Raw genomic sequence first — 20,708 nt, 5'->3', positions numbered from 1 at the left:
GTTGTGATTCGTTCGTTGCATACCGTGTTGACCGCTACGGCGTTGTTCGCAACTCCCCTCGGGCTGTCGGCGCAGCCGGGTGGCGTGAAGACCACCACGCGGCAAAACTTCCCGACCGATCCGGCAGCGAGTGTGCCCGCCCTGAGCGCGCTCGTGGCGGCGCGCACGAGCGAGCTGGCCGATGTGATCTCACGCTTTGCTTCCGATCAGCAAGTGCTCCAGCGCCGGTACGATGCGCCCGATTCACCGGCGCAGCGCACGCGCACCCGCGCCTTCTACACGTCGTGGCGCACGCGCTTGGGCGAGCTCGCGTTCGACAAGCTGTCACAAGAAGGAAAGGCCGACTACGCGTTGCTCGGGAATCATCTGCAGTATCAGCTCGAGCTGATGGATCGTGAGGAGATACAGCGCACCGAAATGCTGCCGCTACTCCCGTTCGCTGATCGCGTGCTGGCGCTGCAGGACGAGCGTCGGGACCTCAAAACCATCGATGGGCAGGCGTCGGCCCGCACGCTCGCCGATGTCACCAGGATGGTGGACAGCTTGCGTGCCTTGCTCGAACCCGCCCCGCCTCGCGCCGCTGGTGACAGCGCCAATAGTGCTCCGCGGCTGCCGCGCGCGCCGGCTCCGAAAGTGTCGCGCACCGTGGGTAACCGCGCGGCTGATCAGCTCGATCAGATTCGCAACACCGTGGGCGTGTGGTATCGCTACTACAACGGGTACGATCCGCTCTTCTCGTGGTGGGCCGCCAATCCGTATCAGAAGCTCGACGAGGCCATACGTCGCTACGCCACGACTATCCGCACACGCGTTGTGGGTATTCAGCCGGCGCCGGTTGTCGCTGTCGGCGGTGGAGCGCAGGGCGGTCCGGCACAGGCACCGCGCAATGCGGCGGCGGCCAACGAGCCGATCATCGGTGATCCGATCGGCGCTGTGGGACTCGCAGCCGATTTGCGGAACGCAATGATTCCGTATACGGCCGACGAGCTGATCGCGATCGCCGAGAAGGAGTACGCCTTCAGCCTGGCTGAAGCCAGGAAGGCGGCGCGCGAGATGGGATTGGGCGACGACTGGAAAGCCGCGATGGAGAAGGTGAAGAACATGTACGTCGAACCCGGCAAACAGCCGGATCTCATTCGCGATCTCGCGAACGAGGCCGACGCCTTCTTCGCGAAGCACGACTGGGTCACGATCCCCGCGCTGGCCCGGGAAGACTGGCGCATGGAAATGATGGCCCCGGAGCGCCAGCGCGTGTCGCCGTTCTTCCTGGGTGGTGATCTCATTCTCGTGTCATATCCCACTGCGGACATGACCGATGAAGAGAAGCTGATGAGTCTGCGCGGCAACAATCCGCACTTCTCCCGCGCGGTCGTGTTTCACGAGCTCAATCCCGGTCATCACCTGCAGGGGTTCATGTCGGCGCGTTACAATGCGCACCGTCGCCTGTTCTCCACGCCGTTCTGGAACGAAGGACAGTCGTTGTACTGGGAGATGTTCCTGTGGGACCACGATTTTCACGTCACACCGGAAGACCGCCTCGGTGCCCTTGCGTGGCGTATGCACCGCAGCGCGCGCATCGTGTTCTCGCTCAGCTTCCACTTGGGCAGGATGACGCCGGAACAGGCGATCGAGTACGTGGTGGACAAGGTGCCATTCGAGCGCGCGAACGCCGAGGGTGAAGTGCGTCGGTCGTTCAACGGTTCGTACTCGCCGATCTATCAGGCGGCATACATGCTGGGCGGCTTGCAGCTACGCGCGCTGTACAAGGAACTCGTGATGTCGAAGAAGATGACCGACCGCGCGTTTCACGACGCAGTGCTGCAGGGAGGGCCTATGCCGATCGCGATGGTGCGCGCACGGTTGGCCAACCAGAAGCTCACGCGCGAGGGCGCGGCCCCGTGGCGCTTCGCCGATGACCTGCCGCCGCCGAGACCATTTCCGTTGAAGTGAGACGTGGTAGTCAACGCGTCGTATCGCTCAGCGGAATCGGCACGTAAGGAAGAATAATGTTGGGGACCACGGCGTCGGCCGAGAACTGCGCCGTCCATCGCTCGAGAATACGCCAGGTGATTGGCGAATACGGCGACGCATCGGCCGGCACAGGCTCCACCTCGTGTTGGTCTGTGCGTCGTAGCAAGGCAGCGGCAAACGACTGGCGGTTGATCAGCAGCACGGGCAAGGGGGTGTCGTTGGCGATGGCCCAAGGATCGTTCGGTAGCAATGTCCGTATCGCCCGCCAGCTGAAGTTGCGCGCGATTGGTCCGTCGAACTGCCGCGCGCGCTGATACGCCACCGGAAGCCGGTCGGCGAAGTGCAGTCCCGCGGCGTTCAGCAGCTGTTGGGTACGCAATCGTCGGGTGTGCCACGTAAAGGCAACGCCATCCTGTGTGCCCGCGGCCTGTAGCGCATCGAGGGTCAGGATCGGATCCAGCAGTGCGATACCCTGCACACGCGGCTGCTCCGGCTCGCGCGCGCGGGCGGCGAAGGCCAACACCGTGCCGGCACCTTGTCGTACACCGACCAGCAGCACCGGACCCGATGGATTCGCACGCTTCAATTCACGCACAACGCCTGTGAGATCGTCGGTATACTGCGCGTCGTGCCGGATACGACCACGTGCGCCTCCCGACCGCCCGTTCCCACGAAGGTCGAGAAAGAGGATGTTCATGCCGGTAACGCGTCGTAACGAGTCGCCCGTCTGGATGGCGATGGCGTCGTGCGCGCCGAGGCCATGCAACATGATGATCGTGCCACGCGACGGCAGGAAGTACTGCGTGCCGTACACGGCGACACTGTCCGGCAGGTCGAACGTTCGGGCTACGGTGTTGTTGCCCACGATCGGTATGACTTCGCTCGTTCTCGTTTCGAAGCGCGCGTTCCGTGCAAGCGTGGGCGCGCCGGTGCCGAGTCCGACGCCGAGCACGGCGCCCGTCGCGAGCAGCGCGAGCGCGGCAATGCGGGCTGCGGTCAGAGCGACTCCGGCGTGACACCGAGATTCTCGAAAATGAAGGCGTACTCGTCGGCCATTTCAGCGATCTGCTTCGTGAGTGACGAACTGCCGTGCCCCGACTGCGTCTCGATACGAATGAGGACCGGGTTCGGACCGCGATGTGCTTCCTGCAATCGCGCGGCGAACTTGAACGAGTGCGCCGGTACCACGCGATCGTCGTGGTCGGCGGTGGTGATGAGTGTGGCCGGATAGGCCGTGCCGTCCTGCAAAGTGTGCAACGGTGAGTACGCGGAGAGATATCTGAATCCCTCGGCGTCCTCGCTCGACCCGTAGTCGGCAATCCAGTTCCAGCCGATCGTGAACTTGTGAAAGCGCAGCATGTCCATCACGCCAACCGCGGGCAACGCCACGCGCGCCAAGGTCGGACGCTGCGTCATGATCGCGCCGACCAGTAAACCGCCGTTCGAGCCGCCGGCGATCGCCAGCTTCGCGCTGCACGTGTACCCATGCGCGAACAACCACTCGGCCACGGCCACGAAGTCGTCGAAGACATTCTGCTTCTTCTCCTTCATGCCGGCCTGGTGCCACGCCTCGCCGTACTCGTTGCCGCCGCGCAAGTTCGCGTGCACGTAGACGCCACGCTGCTCGTGGAACGCCACGCGCGTGGCGCTGAAGTTGGGCGGCAGCGACACGTTGAATCCGCCGTACGCGTACAGCATCGTGGGATTGGCGCCGTCCAGCACGAGGCCTTTTCCGGCCACGATGAACGCGGGCACTCGTGTGCCGTCCTTGCTCGTGACGAACACTTGTCTCGTCTCGAACTGGCTGGGGTCGAACGGCAGCGTCACCTCGCGGAACTGCGTGCTGTGCCCCGATGCAATGTCATACTGGTACACCGTCACGGGCGCCGTGAACGACGTGAAGCTGTAGAACACCGACGTGGCATCGTGCTCGCCGTCGAATCCACCGGCCGTACCGATGCCGGGTAGCGCGATCTCGCGCTCCAGCACGCCATCGAGCGTGTACACGTACGCGCGGGTGGTCACGTCCGCGAGATACGTCGCGAAGAGACGGCCACCGGTGGTGGACATGCCACTCACCGGTTCGCTGCGTTCCGCGATGACCGTGACCCAGTTCGCCTCGTCGGGTGACGACGGATCGATACGCACCACGCGCTGGTTCGGTGCGTGTCGATTCGTGAGCACCAGCAATTGATCGCCCACGTTGTCGAGCACGTCCATCTGGTCATCGAACGTCGTCCACAGCGACGTGAATGCACCGTTCGGTGCGGTGAGGTCCATGACGTGCAGCGCGTTGCCGTCCTTGCCCTGACCGCGATCGCTCACCGAGAGCACGGCAAATCGCTCGTCTTCCGTGGTACCGACCGTGTGGAAGCGCTGCGCGTTGACGCTATCCCGGTACACCAGACGGTCGGACGTCTGCGGCGTGCCGAGCGTGTGGTAGAAGACCTGATGGTCCTCATTCATGGAGGAGAAGGCGGCGTCGGTGTTTGCCGGCTCGGGATAGCGACTGTAGAAGAAGCCGTCGCCGTGCCAGGCGATCCCGGACACCTTTACCCAGTCGACGACATCGGGCAGGTTTTCGTGTGTGGCAACGTCGAGCACGCGGATCTGCTGCCAGTCGGACCCGGCCTGGCTGAGCATGTAGGCGATCCGCGTGCCAGCTTTGTTGAACGTCAGCCCGGCCGCGCGGGTCGTGCCGTCGGCGGAGAGGGTGTTGGGGTCGATTAGAACCATCGGAGTGCCGGCGGCCCCTTCCTGGATGTAGTAGACCGCCTGATTCTGGAGCCCGTCGTTCCTGGTGAAGAGGTGCCACTGTTTCTTCACGACCGGGGCCGAGTAACGCGGATAGTTCACCAGCTCGGTGAGCCGGGCCCGCAGGGTGTCGCGGTACGGAATTCGGTCGAGATACCCGAAAGTGACGCGATTCTGGGCCTCGACCCACTCTTTGGTTTCCGCCGAGGTGTCGTCCTCCAGCCATCGGAATGGGTCGGGGACGAGCGTGCCATGGTAGTCATCCAGCTGGTCGACCTTCCGCGTGTCGGGATAGGTCAGCGGCGTGGTCTTGCTGTCGGGCTCGAGCGGAGAGGTCACGAGAGAGGTGGCACAGGTTTAAACAGGCGCTGGGCCGGTCGGGGCGTCTGCCCAACTCTATCGGCAGGCGGCGCACTAGCGCCAGCGGCAATTCTTTGGGTATCTTCCAAAGCTCTAGTGTTTTACCGGTCTTTCAAGACTGTTTCAGCTCCCCGGAATATACCGGGCGGCGATGCCACGTCGGTTCCGGATCGGGAGACATCGCTCCCATTCCGCGTCATGGCCTCTCGCACCGTTGGTGTTGGTGTCGTTCGCTGCACGGGCTTCGGCTTCAGGCAGATCGACGTCGTACCGCCGGATCTGCAGCACCTGAACCGGGCGCGGTTTGGCCCCGGGGAGAACTATGCATCCGTTTATCGAAACGCAGAAAGAGTGGATGAAGGCCATAACGCCGTTTCGCCCGGGTGATACCGTGCGTGTCAACGTGCGCGTGAAGGAAGGCGACAAGGAACGCGTGCAGGCGTTCGAAGGCGTCTGCATCGCGCGTCGCGGCGGTGGTGTCAGCGAGACGTTCACCGTGCGCAAGATTTCGAACGGTGTCGGCGTCGAGCGTATCTTCCCGATCCACAGCCCGATGGTTGCCGAGATCGTCGTGGTTCGCCGTGGCGCGGTGCGCCGTGCGAAGCTGTACTATCTTCGCGATGTGACGGGTAAGGCTGCGCGTATCAAGGAGCGTAAGGTCGTGCGCGCACCCCGGGGCGCGTAAGACGAACGCGTTTCACGACTCACCAGGAAGCCGACGCTCGTGGCCCGGTGGACCCCGATCGAGCGCACCCTGCGTGCGCAACACGGACCACTCCTGGTGGGTGTGGATGAAGTCGGACGGGGCCCGCTTGCGGGCCCCGTTGTCGCATGCGCCATCGTCATGCCGCCCGGCCGCCGCGCCATCGCGGGCGTGGACGATTCCAAGAAGCTGACCGCGGCCACTCGCGTCACCCTGGCCGCCCGCATCCGCGAGCAGGCCCTCGTGGTCTCGTTGGGCGCTGCCAGTGCGCGCGAGATCGATCGCATCAACATTTATCACGCCACGGTCCTCGCGATGCGGCGCGCGCTCGCCCGCGTCCCCGACCGGCTGGGCTGCACACCGCATCACGTGCTGGTGGATGGCAACCCGCTGCGTACGCTTGGGCTTGTGCACACGGCGGTGGTAAAGGGCGACGCCAAGTGCTACGCTATCGCGTGCGCGTCGATCGTCGCCAAGGTCACACGCGACCGACTCATGCATGCCCTCGCCGAACGCTACGAGGGCTACGCGTGGGAGCGGAACAGCGGATACGGCACCGTCGTACACCGTGCGGCCCTCGACGAACGTGGTCTCACACCACATCATCGTCGCAGCTTCTGCCTCGACAGACAGGTTGCCCCTCTGCTCGAGACGGTAGTTACCGATGATTTCGATACCCCTTCCGAATTTCTTCTCACGGAGCGAGTGCATGAATGACGCGACTGGTGGATCCGATCTGACGGCCAACGATTCGATCTTCCGCCCCGGACTACTGGATGGACAGGTGGCCCTCGTCACCGGCGGCGGCACCGGAATCGGTTTGGGCATCTCGCAGTTGCTCGCGGAGCTTGGCGCGCATGTCGTGATGGCGAGTCGCAAACTGGCCACCCTCGAAGCGGCCCGCGCCGATATCGAGTCGCGTGGCGGAAAGGTCACGGCCGTGCAGCTCGATGTGCGCGACCCGGAGCAGGTGAAAGCGGTCGTCGATGGCATCGCGCAGACGCTGGGGCGTATCGACGTGCTCGTGAACAACGCGGCCGGCAACTTCTACGCGCCGAGCGCTACGTTGTCGCCGAATGCGTGGAAGAGTGTGGTGGAGATCGATCTCTACGGCACGTTCTACTGCTCTCAGGCTGTGTATCCCATCATGGCCGCGCAGGGCGGCGGTCGCATCGTGAGCACATCCATGACGCTGCACTATCGCGGATGGCCCATGATGGCGCACGCCACCGCCGCCAAAGCCGGTGTCGATGCGCTGACGCGCACGCTAGCCGTGGAGTGGGCCCCGCAGCGCATTCGCGTGAATGCGATTGCACCCGGACCGATTCCCACCGAAGGAGTGCGCAAGGCATTCACGCCACCCGCCGATAGCGGCGTACCTGACGTGTTCGCCGCCGCTGATGCACGCATGGCGGCCTATGCGAAGAAGGGAATTCCACTCGGTCGATGGGGATCACCACGCGACATCGCGAACATGGTGGCCTTTCTCGCCTCGCCGGCTGGTGACTGGATCACCGGATCGATCTTCGTGATCGATGGCGGCGAGTGGCTGGCAAAAGCACCTGCCTGAACGTGTGACATGCGGCACAGCGAAAGTCGTGTGACTGCGCGAGCTTGGTTTCGTGGTTCGCGTTATGCATAGAGCATGTCTCGCGAGCCCGACGGATGTACGTCGACACTCGAGCTCTACCACACGACAGGAAAAGGAGAATTCATGCGACAGGTCAAGTACGTAGCCATGGTTGTATTGGCGGCGAGCACGTTGGGTGCGTGTGCCACGAAGGGCTTTGTGCGTAAGGGTCTCGAGGAACAGCGCGTGGCGCTGGGCACCGAGAGGACTGAGCGCATGGCGGGCGATGACGCACTGCGTACGGATGTGACTGGCTTGCGCACCGATCTTAACGCAATGCGCAACGACCTCACCACGATGCGCACCGAGTTCGGCACCAAGATCACCGCTATGGAAGGTCAGGTCAAATTCGCGATGCCCGTGCACTTTGCGTTCGACGATGCGTCGGTGCGTCAGGACGATCACGCCGCGCTGGAGAAGTTTGCGCAGGTCGCGAATCAGCACTACAAGGGCTCTACGATCACGATCGAAGGCTTTGCGGATCCTGCCGGATCGGCCGACTACAATCTCCGTCTCTCGCGCGAGCGGGCCGACGCCGTTCGTGACTACCTCGTGACCAAGGGCCTCGATGGTTCGGCGTTGCGCACGGTAGGTTATGGCAAGACGCGTCTGGTTCGTCCCGGCGCACAGGGGACTGAGAACGGAGCCGAGCTCAATCGTCGCGTGACCTTCGTCATCGAGACCCCGGCCGGTGCCGCTACGGTGGCCGCGCTGTCGGGCATGAACTGATTCGACTGACGTGGGTGCAGCGGTACGCGATGGCCGGCTCTTCTCGGAGCGCCGGCCATCTTCGCGTTCGTACCAAGGGGGTCCGCATTGCTGAAAGAAACTGCGCAGGCGTTGTCCGATCGACTCACGGCAGAGAGCATGTCCGGTCCGCCGCAGTCGATAGCTCGCATCCCCCTTCCGCTCCATCCGCGCGCCGACGCGGGGCTGGGCGTGCTCGGTGTTACCGAGTGGTTCGGTGAAACGAGCGGCGGCATTCGCACCTACCTGCTGGAGAAAGCGAACTACGTCGCGTCGCGACCGTGGCTGCAGCACACGGTAGTGGTACCGGGTTTGCGCGACCGAATCACCGACGCCGACGGTGTGCGACTGTATCGGCTCACCGGTCCACGTATCCCGGGCCAGCGGCCGTACCGGTTCATGCTGGCGACCCGCACGGGCACCCGCATCGTAAAACACGAGCGCCCCGACGTCATTGAGATCGGCAGCCCGTTCATCGTCCCGTGGATCGTGAAGCGGGCGACCGGCGCATCGGACGTGCCCTTGGTCTACTTTTCGCACACGAACGTCCCACGAATGTTCGCGCGCGATGAGGCACCGGGAACCCGCTTCAACGCCTCCTATATCGCGGGTCGTCGGCGTATCTGCGTCGGCTCGATCGCCTGTTCGCCCTCACGATCGTCGCGTCGGACTATACCGCGAAAGAGCTGGCACGCGTGGGAACCGATCGCGTGGCGAAGGTGCCGCTTGGCGTGGATGTCGAGTGCTTCACACCAGGTCGGCGCGAGTGGGTCACGGACACACGGGCGCGCTTCGGTCTCCCGAACGCACCACTGACCGCCTTCGTCGGGCGCTTCGCCCGTGAAAAGGAATTGTATGTGGTGCTCGACGGCTGGCGCGAAGTCGAGCGACGCTGTGGGGCGCGACTGGCTTTGGTAGGCGCGGTTCCGATGGAAGCGGCGCTTCGAGCGCACCCGTACGGTCACCGCGTCACGTTCGTCCCGTTCGTCAAGCATCGCGAAGCGTTGGCCGATTTGCTGGCGTCGATCGACGTGTATGTCGCCGCCGGCCCGATCGAGACGTTCGGACTCTCAGCGAGCGAGGCGTTGGCGAGCGGCACCCCAATCCTGAGCGTGAATGAGGGGGCGGTGGTCGAACCTGTCGAGGGCAGCGGGGCCGGTCGGATATACCAGCGGCACCAGGCGGCGTCGGTCACCGAGGAAGCCGTGCGACTCTTTGCGCAGGATTTTGGGGCACTCGGTGCCCGCGGGCGCACTTATGCGGTGGCCGAGCACGCATGGGATACGGTGTTCGAGCGGTTGTTCGCGGTGTATTGCACCGTACGTAAAACCTGACTGATGCACACGATGCACGCCGAAGGGCTTCGCCTCGCGCTCTTCACCGATACCTACGCGCCGCAGGTCAACGGCGTCGCACGGACCTTGGAGCGCCTGGTAGCCGCAGTAGAGGCGCGGGGTGGCTCGGTGCGCGTGTTCGCACCCTCCGACCCTGAGGAACAGGATCACCCCACCGTCGAGCGCTTTCGCAGCGGTGCGTTCTGGGCATATCCACAACTCCGGTTGTCCTGGCCGTCAGGGGGCCGCGTACAGGCGGAGCTCGAGGCCTTTGCGCCCACTATCGTGCATGCCGCGACGGAGTTCGGTATGGGCCTCGCCGGGCGTCGGGCGGCCTTGGCGCTCGGCATTCCGTTCGTGTCGTCGTATCACACGAGTTTCGTGGCGTACGCCGAGCACTACCGATTGGGGATGCTGGCGCGTCTCGGCTGGCATTTCATGCGCTGGTTTCATAATGGAGGACTCCGCACGTACTGCCCGACACAGTCCATCGTCGACGAGGTCAACGCGCAGGGGTTCGAGCGCACGGCGGTCTGGTCGCGCGGCGTGGATCGCGAACGCTTTTCGCCGCGGCATCGCTCGCCAGCCCTTCGTGAACAGCTCGTGCAAACCAATGACACGTTGGTGCTGTCGTACGTAGGACGGTTGGCGGCGGAGAAAGGATTGGATGTGGCGCTCGATGCGCTGGAGATTGTTGAGCGTACGAGATCGGGGACGGTGCGATGGCTGGTGGTCGGCGACGTGTTTCGCTTCCCGAGTGTGACCGATATCTTCGGCAACGTGATGCTCGAGGCTATGGCGTCCGGATTACCGGTGATCGGCGCCGATGTGGGCCCGACCCGCGAGCAGTTGCCGTCTGGAGGCGGCTGGCTGGTGCCGGCTGGTGCCGGCTGGCGACGCGGCGGCGTTCGCCAGCCTGATTGTGGCGCTTGTGGACGACCGCGCGCGCGTGCGCGACGCGGCCATCCGCGCGCGTGCGTTTGCGGCGCCGGAATCGTGGGACGTTGTCTGGGATACACTCTTGAGGGACTACTTACAGCTGCATCGCGTTCCAGCACCGCTGTCGTTGCGCTAGGCCACCGCGCCGAAGTACATAAAGCGTGGTGCCGGTCCGTTCGGCATTTCTCACCTCTTCTCGGCCATCATGCGACGTTGGACAACAGAAGGGCGGCGCGCCGCCTGTGCGCGCTCGCTCGCGATGACGCTCGCTGGAACGCTCTTCGCAGGGGCCTGCGTGGCTCCGCTCAAACTGGCGCACGACGATTCGGACAGCGTGTTGTCCCGGCAACTGCTGGCGGCGCCCAACCCGTCGCAGAAGGGCAGCTTCGCGGTGAAGACGCTGTACTACGGCAGTGGCACCGACAAGCAGCGCGCGATCTATCGCGACTCGGTCACGCTGAAGACGGCCGTCGTGAACGGTGCCAAGTTTGCGTCGGCACCGGATCCCAGGCAGGCGCAGATTCGCAAGAAGTATTGGGGCTTCGACTTCACCAAACTGCCGGTGAATGGTCGCGTGTGGTATCCCGACGCCCCGGGCTCCTTTCCGCTGGTGCTCGTAGTGCACGGCAATCACGACATGAAACAGTTCTCCGATCCGGGCTACCAGTACCTCGGTGAGCTGCTTGCCTCGCGCGGCTTCATCGTGGCGTCGGTCGACGAGAACTTTTTGAACGGCAACATCCGCGGTGAGAACGACGCGCGCGGTTGGATGTTGTTGAAACACTTGCAGTCGTGGAAGCGCTTCAACGACAGCACCGGTTCGCCGCTGCAGGGCAAGGTCGACATGCACAACATCGCGCTCATGGGACACTCGCGCGGTGGCGAAGCCGTTACTGTCGCCGGTGCGTTCAATCGGCTGCCGTACTATCCAGACGATGCCACGGTGAAGTTCGATTTCAACTTCGACATCAAGTCGCTCGTTGCGATCGCACCGGTGGATGGGCAGTACCGCCCCGCCGACAAGCCGACGCCGGTTTCCAACTACAACTATTTATTGATTCACGGGTCGCACGACGGCGACGTGTCCATCTTCAACGGGCTGGCGCAGTACGAGCGCATCCGCTTTACCGACGGGAAGCCGTGGTTCAAGTCGGCAATGTTGGTGTACCGCGCCAACCACGGACAGTGGAATACGACGTGGGGCAGTCTCGATGGCGGGCCGCGCAGCGCCCGGTCACTCGATACCCGCGGGCTCATCTCGCAGGCCGATCAGCGGAAGTTCGCCGAGGTCTACATCTCGGCTTTTCTCGAGGCCACCTTGCGCGACAAACGCGAGTACCTGCCGATGTTTCGTGATCATCGGGTGGTCGGACAGTGGTTGCCGAAAACGATGTACACCACGCGTTTCCAGGAGAGCGGATTCCACACCGCTGCCGACTTCGAGGAAGATGTGGACGTGACCTCGGGGTCGGTGCCGGGCGTCGTGCTTTCCAGCGACTCGCTGTCCGTGTGGAAGGAGTCACCGGTACCGTTTCGGGCGCGTGCCACGACGCAGGCGCACAACGCGGTAACCATCGGCTGGAACAACCGCATCGCCGGTAGCGATACCCTCAAGATGGGCACACCGGCGTCGTTTGCGATGCAGGTCAGCGATTCGCTGCGCGCGTCGTGGAATGTGGGGGCCGCATCGTCGCTGGTGTTCTCGCTGTCGCCGACCGATGCCAAGCCCGGGCCGCGTGCGGCGCCGCGCGACACCACGAAGAAGGCAGACTCACTCACGAAGGCGGCGAAGAAAGCGGCATCGAAGAAGGCGTCGCCCAAGGATGTAAAACCGGATACGCTGCCGATCGATCTCTCGATTGTAGTGACCGACGCCAGCGGCCGCTCTGCCTCGCTTCCGCTGTCGGCGTATGGTGTGGTCCGCCGTCCGCTCGAATCGTATGTGTATCGACGTGCCGGTCGCGACAAGCAGCGCTTCGCCAACGTGTACGAAATTGTACTGCAGACGTATGCGATCCCACTGGCCGATTTTGCGCGCGCGACGCCCGGCTTCGATCCCGCCCGCATCACGCGGGTGCAGTGGCGATTCGATCGCAGCATCGCTGGCACGATCATCCTCGACAACATGGGTTTCTCCAACATGCGTCCCGAGTTCACCGCACAGACGATCGGAGCGGCGCGATGAGCCGTGCAACCCGCTCCCTACGTGTGACGGTGCTGGTCACGGCACTGGCCACCAGCGCGGTCGCCTCCATCGCGAAGGCGCAGGCAACGACCTCTGACCAACGTGAGGGCTACGCCCCCCTCATTCTCAAATTGCCGGCTACGGCGCGCTTGCTGTCGTTGGGTGGTGCGCAGGTTGCGCTCCGCGACGTCGATGCGGTGTTCGGCAATCCCGCATTGGTGGGCACAGCTACGGCGCTGGCCTTCGGCGCGGAACGCTACGCGAGCGGCGCTACGGCGGGGCAGTTTGCCAGCAGCTCCACCATCGGTCCGCTGGGCATCGGCGTTGGCGTGCACTTACTCGATGCGGGTGCGCGGTACGGCACATTCCCCGCGCGGAGCGAGGTGCTCACGCGCGAGAATGTCGCCGGCACCAGCAGCATCGCGGCAACGATCGCCGCGTCGCTGACGTGGAAGCAGCTACGATGGGGCGTGGGCGCCAAGTACGTGGAGGAACGCGTGAGCGAGGACCGCGCCGGTGGAGTCGCGTTCGACATCGGCGCGTCGAAGTCGCTGCAATTTCTGAACAGTACCGTGGGCGTCGCCGTGCAGCATCTGGGTCCGCGTCTGAAGGTGGCCGGTCGCCGCGAGTCGTTGCCCGCTCAGCTTGCACTCGGCATCGCCACTGCACCAAAGGGCCTCGGCAAATGGTTCGACCTGTCGGGCACCGCGGAGCTCGACGTGCGACGGGACGGCGAGATCTTTCCCCGTGGCGGCGCGGAGCTGAGTTACGTGCCCATCGAGGGGGTGGCTTTCACCGGTCGTGTGGGCGGTCGCCGGCCGCAACTGCGCGAGGAACGTCCAATCGCGGCGGGTGGCGGGATTACCATTGATCGCTTCACGCTCGACTACGGGTGGGAAGCGCTGCGCGAGGGTGCCGGCCATCGGGTCACCGTGCGGCTGCGATAAATTACTTTTGAGCGCGGCTCCCCTGTTCGTATGGGGCGTCATTTCGTTAACTTCCAACTCTGGCTCGCTTCACGGCGGGTCGGCGCTCCGGTAGCTCAGTTGGTAGAGCAGTGGCCTTTTAAGCCATAGGTCGTGGGTTCGAGTCCCACCCGGGGCACTCGCCGGTTACCCGGGTATCTTTGGGCATGCGCGTTCGCACTTTCTTTTCAGCGGCGATGGGCTTCCTCGCCGTCAGTCTGTCCCTGCCGCAGCAAGCCGGGGCGCAGTTCGGGCTCCCGTCGCGGGCTTCAAGCGCCGACAGCGCCCCATCGACCGTGTCCACGGCGTCGCCCAGGGCGGCGCTGCAGTCGTTCTTGCGTCTCGCCGAGGCCAACGACTGGGGTAGCGCCGCTGAGTACCTGTCGGTGCGACCCGCCGAGCGTGGTCGTTCCGAACAGCTTGCGCGACGCCTCAAGACCGTTCTCGATCAGCGCTTGGCGATCGACGTGCGCACGGTGTCGGGCGCGGTCTCCGGCGATACGGCCGATGGTGACCTGGGTGGCGAGCGGATCGGCATCATCACGTCGGCCAATGGCCACGAAGATCCGGTCCGTATGGTGCGGCTGTCTGCAACGTCGTCGGGCGGACCTGTGCGGTGGGTGTTCTCGCAGGCCACCGTTGGATTGATCGATGGATGGTTCGAGAATCTGGGCGCGCCATGGCTGCGCGAGCGGCTCCCGAGCACGCTGATCCGAGAAGGGCCGCTGAATGTCTATTACTGGCAGTGGATCGGTCTGGCGCTGGCGATTCCTTTTGTCCTGCTGGTGGCGTGGGGACTCGGTGCCCTGCTACGCAACCTGCTCGGGCGCATCGCGCGACGCACCGTGACCGACTGGGACGATCTGCTGCTCGAACATCTGCGCGGACCGTTCCGGTTGTGGGCGGCGTCGTTGGCGATCGGGCCACTGATATCATGGCTCGACCTCAACATGCGCGTGGCGGGCTTCTTCGCGTCGCTCACACGCGGACTCGTACTCACTTCGATCTTCTGGGTGCTGATGAGTATCGTCCGCCTCGCGCAGGATCGGGTGGCCAATGCCGCGTGGGCGACGGGGCAGGGCACTCAGGCGCGTACCCTGGTGCCGCTGCTGGGCAACTTTTTGCGCGTCACGCTGACGATCATCGCGCTGCTGGTTGCGCTGGCCCAGTTCGGGTATCCAGTGGGCACGCTGCTGGCCGGTCTCGGGATCGGTGGTATCGCCGTCGCCCTCGCGGCGCAGAAAACCGTGGAGCATTTGTTCGGCAGTGTGTCGCTGGCTGCCGACAACGCGTTTCGCGTGGGCGACTGGGTGCGGGCCGGCGCGTCGGAAGGCGCCGTGGAACGTATCGGACTGCGCTCCACGAGCTTACGCACCGTGGATCGCACCGTGGTGCGTATTCCGAATGGACGTCTGGCTGATGAGCGCATCGAAACGTTCGGTGAACGCGATCGCATTCTGCTGCGTACGGACATCGATCTCACCTATACGACCACAGCGGAGCAGCTCGAACGGATCCGCGATGCACTCGAAGCGGCACTTCGCGCGCATCCGCTGGTGTACGCCGATGTGATGCGCGTGAACGTCGTAGGCTTCACCGACTCGGCGATTCGCATCAACGTCGTGTCGTGGTTCTTGACCACGAACTGGGAACAGTTCCTGCGGATCCGTCACGAGATGCTGATCACATTCATGCGGGTGATCCATGACAACGGTTCGAGCTTTGCCTTCCCGTCGCGCACCATCTATCACGTGCAGCAAGACAGCACGCGGCCGGTGCCGATCATCGGCAACAGCGCCCCGGACACCGATGTATAGCCGCGTGGTCACCTCGTGATCACCGCGCTGTTCGGCCAGCCGCTGCTCGCGTTCGCGTTGGTGTTCGCGTTGGCGCAGGGCGACATGATCCGGACGCCGCCGCCGTTGCTCGCCACCGAGCTGGCGGCGACGCTGCTGCAGGGAGCGATCACCACCGGGCTCGCCGCCCTGTGTGCCCATTTGTATGTGCGTTATCGACGCCCGTGGTTCGGCTGGTTCGCGATCGCGTGGAGCGTGTATGTCGCGCGGTTGCTCTGTATTCTGAGCTTTTTGCTCACGGGCGAGCGTGTCTGGTTGTACTGGCATCAGGTCACCACCGGCTGGACCGCCCTCGCGCTGCTCTGGTCGGCCGTCGTGTTCCTGCGACAACCCAAGGCACGGCCGGTATATCTCCTGCTGGCGCTCTTTCCGGCGCTCTGGTCGTACGTCGCCATCTATCAGCTCGATCATTTTCTGTGGGCCGCGTTACCGGCGGTGCTATTCCTGAGTGGTGCGACGATGTGGACCGGCTGGGTGTTCTGGCGCCATCACCGGATCGCGAGTTCGACCGGCGCACGCCTGCTGGCGCTCTCGTTCTTCCTGTGGGGACTGCATCACCTCGACTATCCGTTCCTGCGCGCGCAGGGCGCGTGGACACCGTGGGGCTACTATCTCGACATTTCCTTCGAGTTGCTGGTCGGCTTCGGTCTGGTGCTGTTGGTGCTCGATGATCTCGGTCGCGGTGTACGCGCGCTCTCGGCCCTTTCGGGCGACCTGCAACGGCGTGACCGCAGTACCGATCCGCTCGATACGCTGTTGTCGCGTCCGCTCGCGTTGCCCGGCGTGCGCGGCACTGCCATGTATCTGTTCGATGCAGACGGCTGCGATGACGCCCCTGCTTCGGACCTGTTGGCCGGCGTGCTCACGACGTGGCGCGACGACGACTTCGCTGACCGAATGCGTGACCACGCGGCACCGGGTGATTCCGCACCGGGTGATTCCGCACCGGCTTCCATTGCGCCGACGACCCGTGGACGATTCGTGCGCGGTGCCGGCACCTGCGCGTCATGGGACAACGCGCGCCCCGACAAAGCGGTGCTCGATGCCCTCACCCGGATGCGCATCTCGCGGCGACCGCAGGTGGTGGCGGCCGAAGGACGGCAGCCCTTCATCGCCGCGTTGCCCGTCGGCACGGGCTCGCGTCTGGTGGGTGCGTTGGTAATGGCGGGTGATGTGCGTAATCCGTTCACCGCGCTCGATGACGACTTCCTGCTCACGCTTGGCCAGCAGGTGGGCGCGGCGCTCGAGCAGTCGGCGCTCGACCGGCAGCTCGCGACGCGCACCAAAGCGCTCGAGCAACTCTCTGCCCGCATGGTACGCCAGCACGAGGATGAGCGCCGACGTCTCGCGCGCGAACTCCACGACGAAACGGCGCAAGTCTTCTCGGCGGTGAAGATGCAACTCGAAGCACTGCGCCCGTTGTTGGTCGAGGGAACCGCGCCACGCCTTGATCGCTTGCTGTCGCTGGTGGACACCGGCATTGCCAGCATTCGGCAGGTCACGAGCGATCTGCGCCCCACGTTGCTCGATGATCTGGGGCTGCGACCGGCGCTGCATTCTCTGGTGACCGATTTCACCGAGCGCAGCGGGATTCGCGCCACGTTCGATGCGCCAATCACGTTTCCACCGCTGCATCCCGACGCCGATCTCGCGCTCTTCCGCGCGCTGCAAGAGGCGCTTTCGAATGTCGTGCGCCACGCTCAGGCGACACAAGTCGACGTGCTGGTGGCCGTCGACAGCAACGGCCTCGTGTTGAGCGTGCGCGACGACGGTCACGGATTCCCGGTGGGACGCAACGGTCGTATTCGCGACGCCGAGAATCGCATGGGCCTTACGGGCATGCGCGAGCGGCTCTTTGCGATCGGCGGCGAGGTCGTGATCGCCAATCGTAGCACGGGCGCCGAGGTGCGAATCAGCGCACCACGTGTGGAAGTCGGCGCGCCCTCTCCGGTGACTCTTTCATGAGCCTTTCGTGAAGCAACCTACTGAAGCCGGGCAGGAGTCCGCGCGCATTCGCATTCGCGTGCTCATCGCCGATGATCACGCGCTCGTGCGGGAAGGGCTGCGCTACGTGCTCGATGCCGATCCGGGCATTGAAGTCGTGGCCGAAGCAGCCAACGGACGTATCGCGGTGGAACTCGCCCAGCAATTCGAGCCGGATGTCGTCGTGCTCGATATCACGATGCCCGAAGAGACCGGATTGCATGCAGCGGCCCGTATTCGCGACGCGTTACCGTCGGCGCGCATCCTGATGCTCAGCATGCACGACCAGAGCGAATACGTGCGCGAAGGCATGCGCATCGGCACGCACGGCTATATCCTGAAGGATTCCGCCGGTGAAGAATTGCGAGCGGCGATTCACGCCGTGTACGCCGGCGGTACGTTCTTTAGCCCTGCCGTGGTGAAGCGGCTCGCGGCCAGCGAAGCCGCGCCCGTATCGGCGCCGCAGTTACAACTCGAGCAGCTCACGCCTCGGGAGCGTGATGTGCTGGCTGGCGTTGCGAGCGGTCTCTCCAACAAAGCCATCGCTGCCGAGCTGGGAATCAGTCGTCGCACGGTGGAAGCGCATCGCGAGAGTCTGATGCGAAAGCTCGAGATTCACAGCGTGGCCGGGCTCACCCGCTTAGCGCTCGAAGCCGGCTTGGTGCCCGAGTCACGGTGAGAGGCGTTACGTCCCCGTGTCCTGATGGTCTCGTCGTCGCTCCGTCACGTGCGATGACGAATCTGTCTGTCCATGAGCCACTGGTTGAGCCATCTCGATGCGCGAGATCGCGCGTTGTTCGCCCGTCTTGCCCTGACCTCGCACACGGCGCTCTCACTCCGCCGATTCTGGAGCCTGCTCACGCACCTCGGCGGTGCGCGTATCAGCATCGGGCTCGCCGTCACGTAGATGGCGAGGTCTGGAGGATCCCTCGCGGTCGGGTCGCGCACGCTCCTCTTGCTCGCGCTATCGCATCTCGTGGTCCAGCTCATCAAGCGGTCGGTCGGGCGGCCAAGACCCATGGCTGGTGAATCGTCGTCGGCTTTGGTGTTGATCCCCGATCACTTCTCGTTTCCTTCGGGGCACGCCTGCGCGGCCATGGCGCTGTCGGTGGCACTCGCCAATGCGATGCCGGCGCTGACCGTGCCGCTGCTGTTCCTCGCGCTGCTGGTGGGGTTCTCTCGCGTGATGTTGGGCGTGCACTTTCCGGGCGACGTGGTCATGGGGCAGGCGATCGCCCTGATCTCGGCCTATCCGATCCTGGGGTAGCGGGGCGGATCAAACGATGCGTCCTACATGCGATGCACGTCACAGCACGCCGTGACAGCGTTTGAGGTGGATCGTCACTCTGGTGACGACCTCACCTCCGCGCTGACCACCAGACATGTTCCTGCCCGAGCTGCTCGCGAGCAGCCTCACGACGACGCAACCGAGCACCAGCGCCACTGCCCAGCGCCTGCGGCTGTTGAGCTGCCGTCTCGAGCGTGGCCCTGTCGCCACGTCGCGTGTATCGGTCGAGTTCGAGGGACCCGATGCGGCCCAACGGATCGTGTGTCGCCAGGAGGGCTCGGCTTGTCCGGGTGGAGATCTCCGCTTGGCGGCGCTCGCAACGCTGCACGCGATCACGCAGGCGACCGGCGGCGCGCTTACGTTCGAGTTGATCGGCGTGAAGCCGGTGCGCGCGTTCGATACCACCATCATGATGGTGGCCGTTTTCGCGCAGCACGGCGGCGATGTGACGCGTATCGTTGGAGCGGCGATCGTCGAGGACGATCAATTGGTGTCCACGGCGCGCGCGGCACTGCATGCGGCGAACCGGCTCGCTTCGCCTCTGCTCGAACAGTTGCCGTCCGTGGCCAACAAGTCACAGGGCTGACGGAACGTCACGAGGAGCGAGGGGTTCGACCGGCCACCCATTCGATCCGGTTCTCGTCAGGTTCCCCGCGTGAAACTTCCTTTCCATTCCGCCCCGGTCTTGTTGTTGCTCGCGACCGGAGCGTGCAGCCGTGCAGGATCGGTCGCGCTGGTCACTGCGCCGACGCCCGTCGCGGCGACGGCCAAGCCGACTGTGACAGCGGTCGCGGCGACGGCGAGAACGGCCGACCGCGCTACATCCGATGAAGTCGTGAGCACCGTCGTCGCCGTCTTTGGCGACAGCGCGGTGCTGGATCGCGTGAACTCGCGGGGCGCGGCCGATGATCCGATCTGGGACATCGACGTGCGGTCTTACGAGACGCACGATCGGGTCGCGCACTACGTCGGGCTCTTCTCGAACAGCGCGAAGGAACGGTTCCTGGCTCGCCTGTCGAGAGGGACGCGCTACGAGCCGATGATCCGGGCCAAGCTTCGGGCCAGCGGGATGCCGGAAGATCTCACGTATCTCGCGCTCATCGAAAGCGGCTATGATCCGCATGCGTACTCGCGAGCGGCAGCGGTGGGGATGTGGCAGTTCATGAGTAGTACGGCCCGCGATGTCGGCCTGCGCGTGGATTGGTGGATGGACGAGCGCCGCGACCCGGCTCGCTCCACCGACGGCGCCATTCGATTCCTGGGCTATCTCCAAAAGCAGTTTGGCTCGCTCTATCTGGCGGCGGCGGCGTACAACGGCGGCCCCGGCCGCGTGGCGCGCGGGCTCACGCGCTTCGCGAGTGAGATGGACGGCGCGGAAGGCGAAGACCGTTTCTTCGCGTTGGCCGAGCAGGATTATCTGCGCGCCGAGACCAAGAACTACGTGCCGCAGATCATCGCCGCCGCGCTTGTGGCCAAGATGCCGGCGCGCTACGGCCTCGTGATCGATTCGCTGCCGTTGTATGGCTACGACTCCGTGCTGGTGGCCCCTGGCACGAGCCTCGCGCAGATCGCCGCCGCCAGCGGCGCCACGAAGGCGGAGGTGCGCGATCTCAATCCGGCGGTGCTCCGCGGCATCACGCCGCCCGACGCCAGCATCTGGGCGCGCGTGCCGATAGGATTGGCCAGCCGCACACGTCTCGCGCTCGACAGTTCCCCCCCGGACGCACTACGCGGGTATCGCGTGGCAGCGGTCAGTGGCAGCACCATCACACCGGCCGGCTTCGCCGACACGCACGGCGTGACGCTGAAGCAGCTTCGCTGGTTCAACCCGACCATCAAGGCGACCAGGAATGGGCGCCTCGTGCCCGGCCAGTCGCTGCGGATTCCGAGCGACCTCGCTATCGACTTCGCCCGCGAGATCCCCGATCCCGGCATCGAACGATACGGAGGCTCGTCGCCAACCACCCTGACCTCGCGCGGCATACACGTGGTG

The 20,708-nt window shown here is 64.6% G+C and carries 19 protein-coding genes, 1 tRNA gene and 1 pseudogene; 19 read left to right on the top strand and 2 right to left on the bottom strand.

Features of this window, described 5'->3' with window-relative positions; translation table 11 throughout:
* Window positions 1-3: 3 nt before the first annotated feature.
* Window positions 4-1,950: a DUF885 family protein gene (locus ACESNG_RS19870; RefSeq protein WP_373060513.1), complete on the top strand. Its 1,947-nt coding sequence runs from the start codon at window positions 4-6 to the stop codon at window positions 1,948-1,950.
* 10 nt (window positions 1,951-1,960) lie between these two features.
* Here ACESNG_RS19870 and ACESNG_RS19865 read toward each other — a convergent pair whose 3' ends face one another.
* The gene (locus ACESNG_RS19865) at window positions 1,961-2,923 is read right to left on the bottom strand and encodes an alpha/beta hydrolase (RefSeq protein ID WP_373060511.1); all 963 of its coding nucleotides are present in this window, start codon (window positions 2,921-2,923) and stop codon (window positions 1,961-1,963) included.
* 44 nt (window positions 2,924-2,967) lie between these two features.
* Window positions 2,968-5,064, bottom strand: a complete 2,097-nt coding sequence (locus ACESNG_RS19860; RefSeq protein WP_373070528.1) for a prolyl oligopeptidase family protein — start codon at window positions 5,062-5,064, stop codon at window positions 2,968-2,970.
* Between the two features lie 343 nt (window positions 5,065-5,407).
* On the opposite strand from ACESNG_RS19860, the gene rplS reads away from it, so the two are divergent.
* The 18 genes and pseudogenes from rplS to ACESNG_RS19770 all read left to right on the top strand — a co-directional run.
* Window positions 5,408-5,770 (top strand): 50S ribosomal protein L19, encoded by a 363-nt coding sequence (rplS, locus tag ACESNG_RS19855; protein ID WP_373060507.1) that lies wholly within the window; start codon window positions 5,408-5,410, stop codon window positions 5,768-5,770.
* 39 nt (window positions 5,771-5,809) lie between these two features.
* A complete protein-coding gene (locus ACESNG_RS19850; RefSeq protein WP_373060505.1) occupies window positions 5,810-6,505 on the top strand; it encodes a ribonuclease HII in 696 nt (231 codons plus the stop codon).
* Window positions 6,498-7,358, top strand: a complete 861-nt coding sequence (locus ACESNG_RS19845) for an SDR family oxidoreductase (protein WP_373060503.1) — start codon at window positions 6,498-6,500, stop codon at window positions 7,356-7,358. Before ACESNG_RS19850 ends, ACESNG_RS19845 begins: the two co-directional genes overlap by 8 nt.
* Window positions 7,359-7,502: 144 nt before the next feature.
* Window positions 7,503-8,147: an OmpA family protein gene (locus ACESNG_RS19840; RefSeq protein ID WP_373060501.1), complete on the top strand. Its 645-nt coding sequence runs from the start codon at window positions 7,503-7,505 to the stop codon at window positions 8,145-8,147.
* A 210-nt stretch (window positions 8,148-8,357) separates the two neighbouring features.
* Window positions 8,358-8,981: a glycosyltransferase gene (locus ACESNG_RS19835; RefSeq protein ID WP_373070526.1), complete on the top strand. Its 624-nt coding sequence runs from the start codon at window positions 8,358-8,360 to the stop codon at window positions 8,979-8,981.
* A complete protein-coding gene (locus tag ACESNG_RS19830; protein ID WP_373070524.1) occupies window positions 8,876-9,499 on the top strand; it encodes a glycosyltransferase in 624 nt (207 codons plus the stop codon). Before ACESNG_RS19835 ends, ACESNG_RS19830 begins: the two co-directional genes overlap by 106 nt.
* Window positions 9,500-9,502: 3 nt before the next feature.
* Window positions 9,503-10,321 (top strand): annotated as a pseudogene (locus ACESNG_RS19825) (glycosyltransferase family 4 protein); the annotation flags it as partial.
* A gap of 4 nt (window positions 10,322-10,325) precedes the next feature.
* Complete coding sequence (locus ACESNG_RS19820; protein ID WP_373070536.1) at window positions 10,326-10,574, top strand: hypothetical protein; 249 nt, start codon at window positions 10,326-10,328, stop codon at window positions 10,572-10,574.
* A 69-nt stretch (window positions 10,575-10,643) separates the two neighbouring features.
* Window positions 10,644-12,623, top strand: coding sequence for an alpha/beta hydrolase family protein (locus tag ACESNG_RS19815; protein ID WP_373070522.1), 1,980 nt, complete (start codon window positions 10,644-10,646; stop codon window positions 12,621-12,623).
* The gene (locus tag ACESNG_RS19810; protein WP_373070520.1) at window positions 12,620-13,570 is read left to right on the top strand and encodes a hypothetical protein; all 951 of its coding nucleotides are present in this window, start codon (window positions 12,620-12,622) and stop codon (window positions 13,568-13,570) included. Before ACESNG_RS19815 ends, ACESNG_RS19810 begins: the two co-directional genes overlap by 4 nt.
* An 84-nt stretch (window positions 13,571-13,654) precedes the next feature.
* Window positions 13,655-13,727, top strand: a tRNA-Lys gene (locus tag ACESNG_RS19805).
* A 28-nt stretch (window positions 13,728-13,755) separates the two neighbouring features.
* A complete protein-coding gene (locus ACESNG_RS19800; protein WP_373063479.1) occupies window positions 13,756-15,405 on the top strand; it encodes a mechanosensitive ion channel family protein in 1,650 nt (549 codons plus the stop codon).
* Between the two features lie 15 nt (window positions 15,406-15,420).
* Complete coding sequence (locus tag ACESNG_RS19795) at window positions 15,421-17,409, top strand: histidine kinase (protein WP_373070518.1); 1,989 nt, start codon at window positions 15,421-15,423, stop codon at window positions 17,407-17,409.
* A gap of 7 nt (window positions 17,410-17,416) precedes the next feature.
* Window positions 17,417-18,106: a response regulator gene (locus tag ACESNG_RS19790; RefSeq protein WP_373070516.1), complete on the top strand. Its 690-nt coding sequence runs from the start codon at window positions 17,417-17,419 to the stop codon at window positions 18,104-18,106.
* A gap of 72 nt (window positions 18,107-18,178) precedes the next feature.
* The gene (locus ACESNG_RS19785) at window positions 18,179-18,334 is read left to right on the top strand and encodes a hypothetical protein (RefSeq protein WP_373070514.1); all 156 of its coding nucleotides are present in this window, start codon (window positions 18,179-18,181) and stop codon (window positions 18,332-18,334) included.
* On the top strand, window positions 18,335-18,694 hold the full coding sequence (locus ACESNG_RS19780) for a phosphatase PAP2 family protein (protein ID WP_373063487.1): 360 nt from the start codon (window positions 18,335-18,337) through the stop codon (window positions 18,692-18,694).
* Window positions 18,695-18,809: 115 nt separating this feature from the next.
* Window positions 18,810-19,301: a hypothetical protein gene (locus tag ACESNG_RS19775; protein WP_373063489.1), complete on the top strand. Its 492-nt coding sequence runs from the start codon at window positions 18,810-18,812 to the stop codon at window positions 19,299-19,301.
* A gap of 69 nt (window positions 19,302-19,370) precedes the next feature.
* The coding region (locus tag ACESNG_RS19770) for a transglycosylase SLT domain-containing protein (protein ID WP_373070512.1) at window positions 19,371-20,708 on the top strand (1,338 nt) is incomplete at its 3' end.

Source organism: Gemmatimonas sp., from assembly GCF_041689975.1.
Lineage (GTDB): Bacteria > Gemmatimonadota > Gemmatimonadetes > Gemmatimonadales > Gemmatimonadaceae > Gemmatimonas.
The sequence above is the reverse complement of the archived record's forward strand: the minus strand, read 5'-3'. Positions and strand labels throughout refer to the sequence as shown.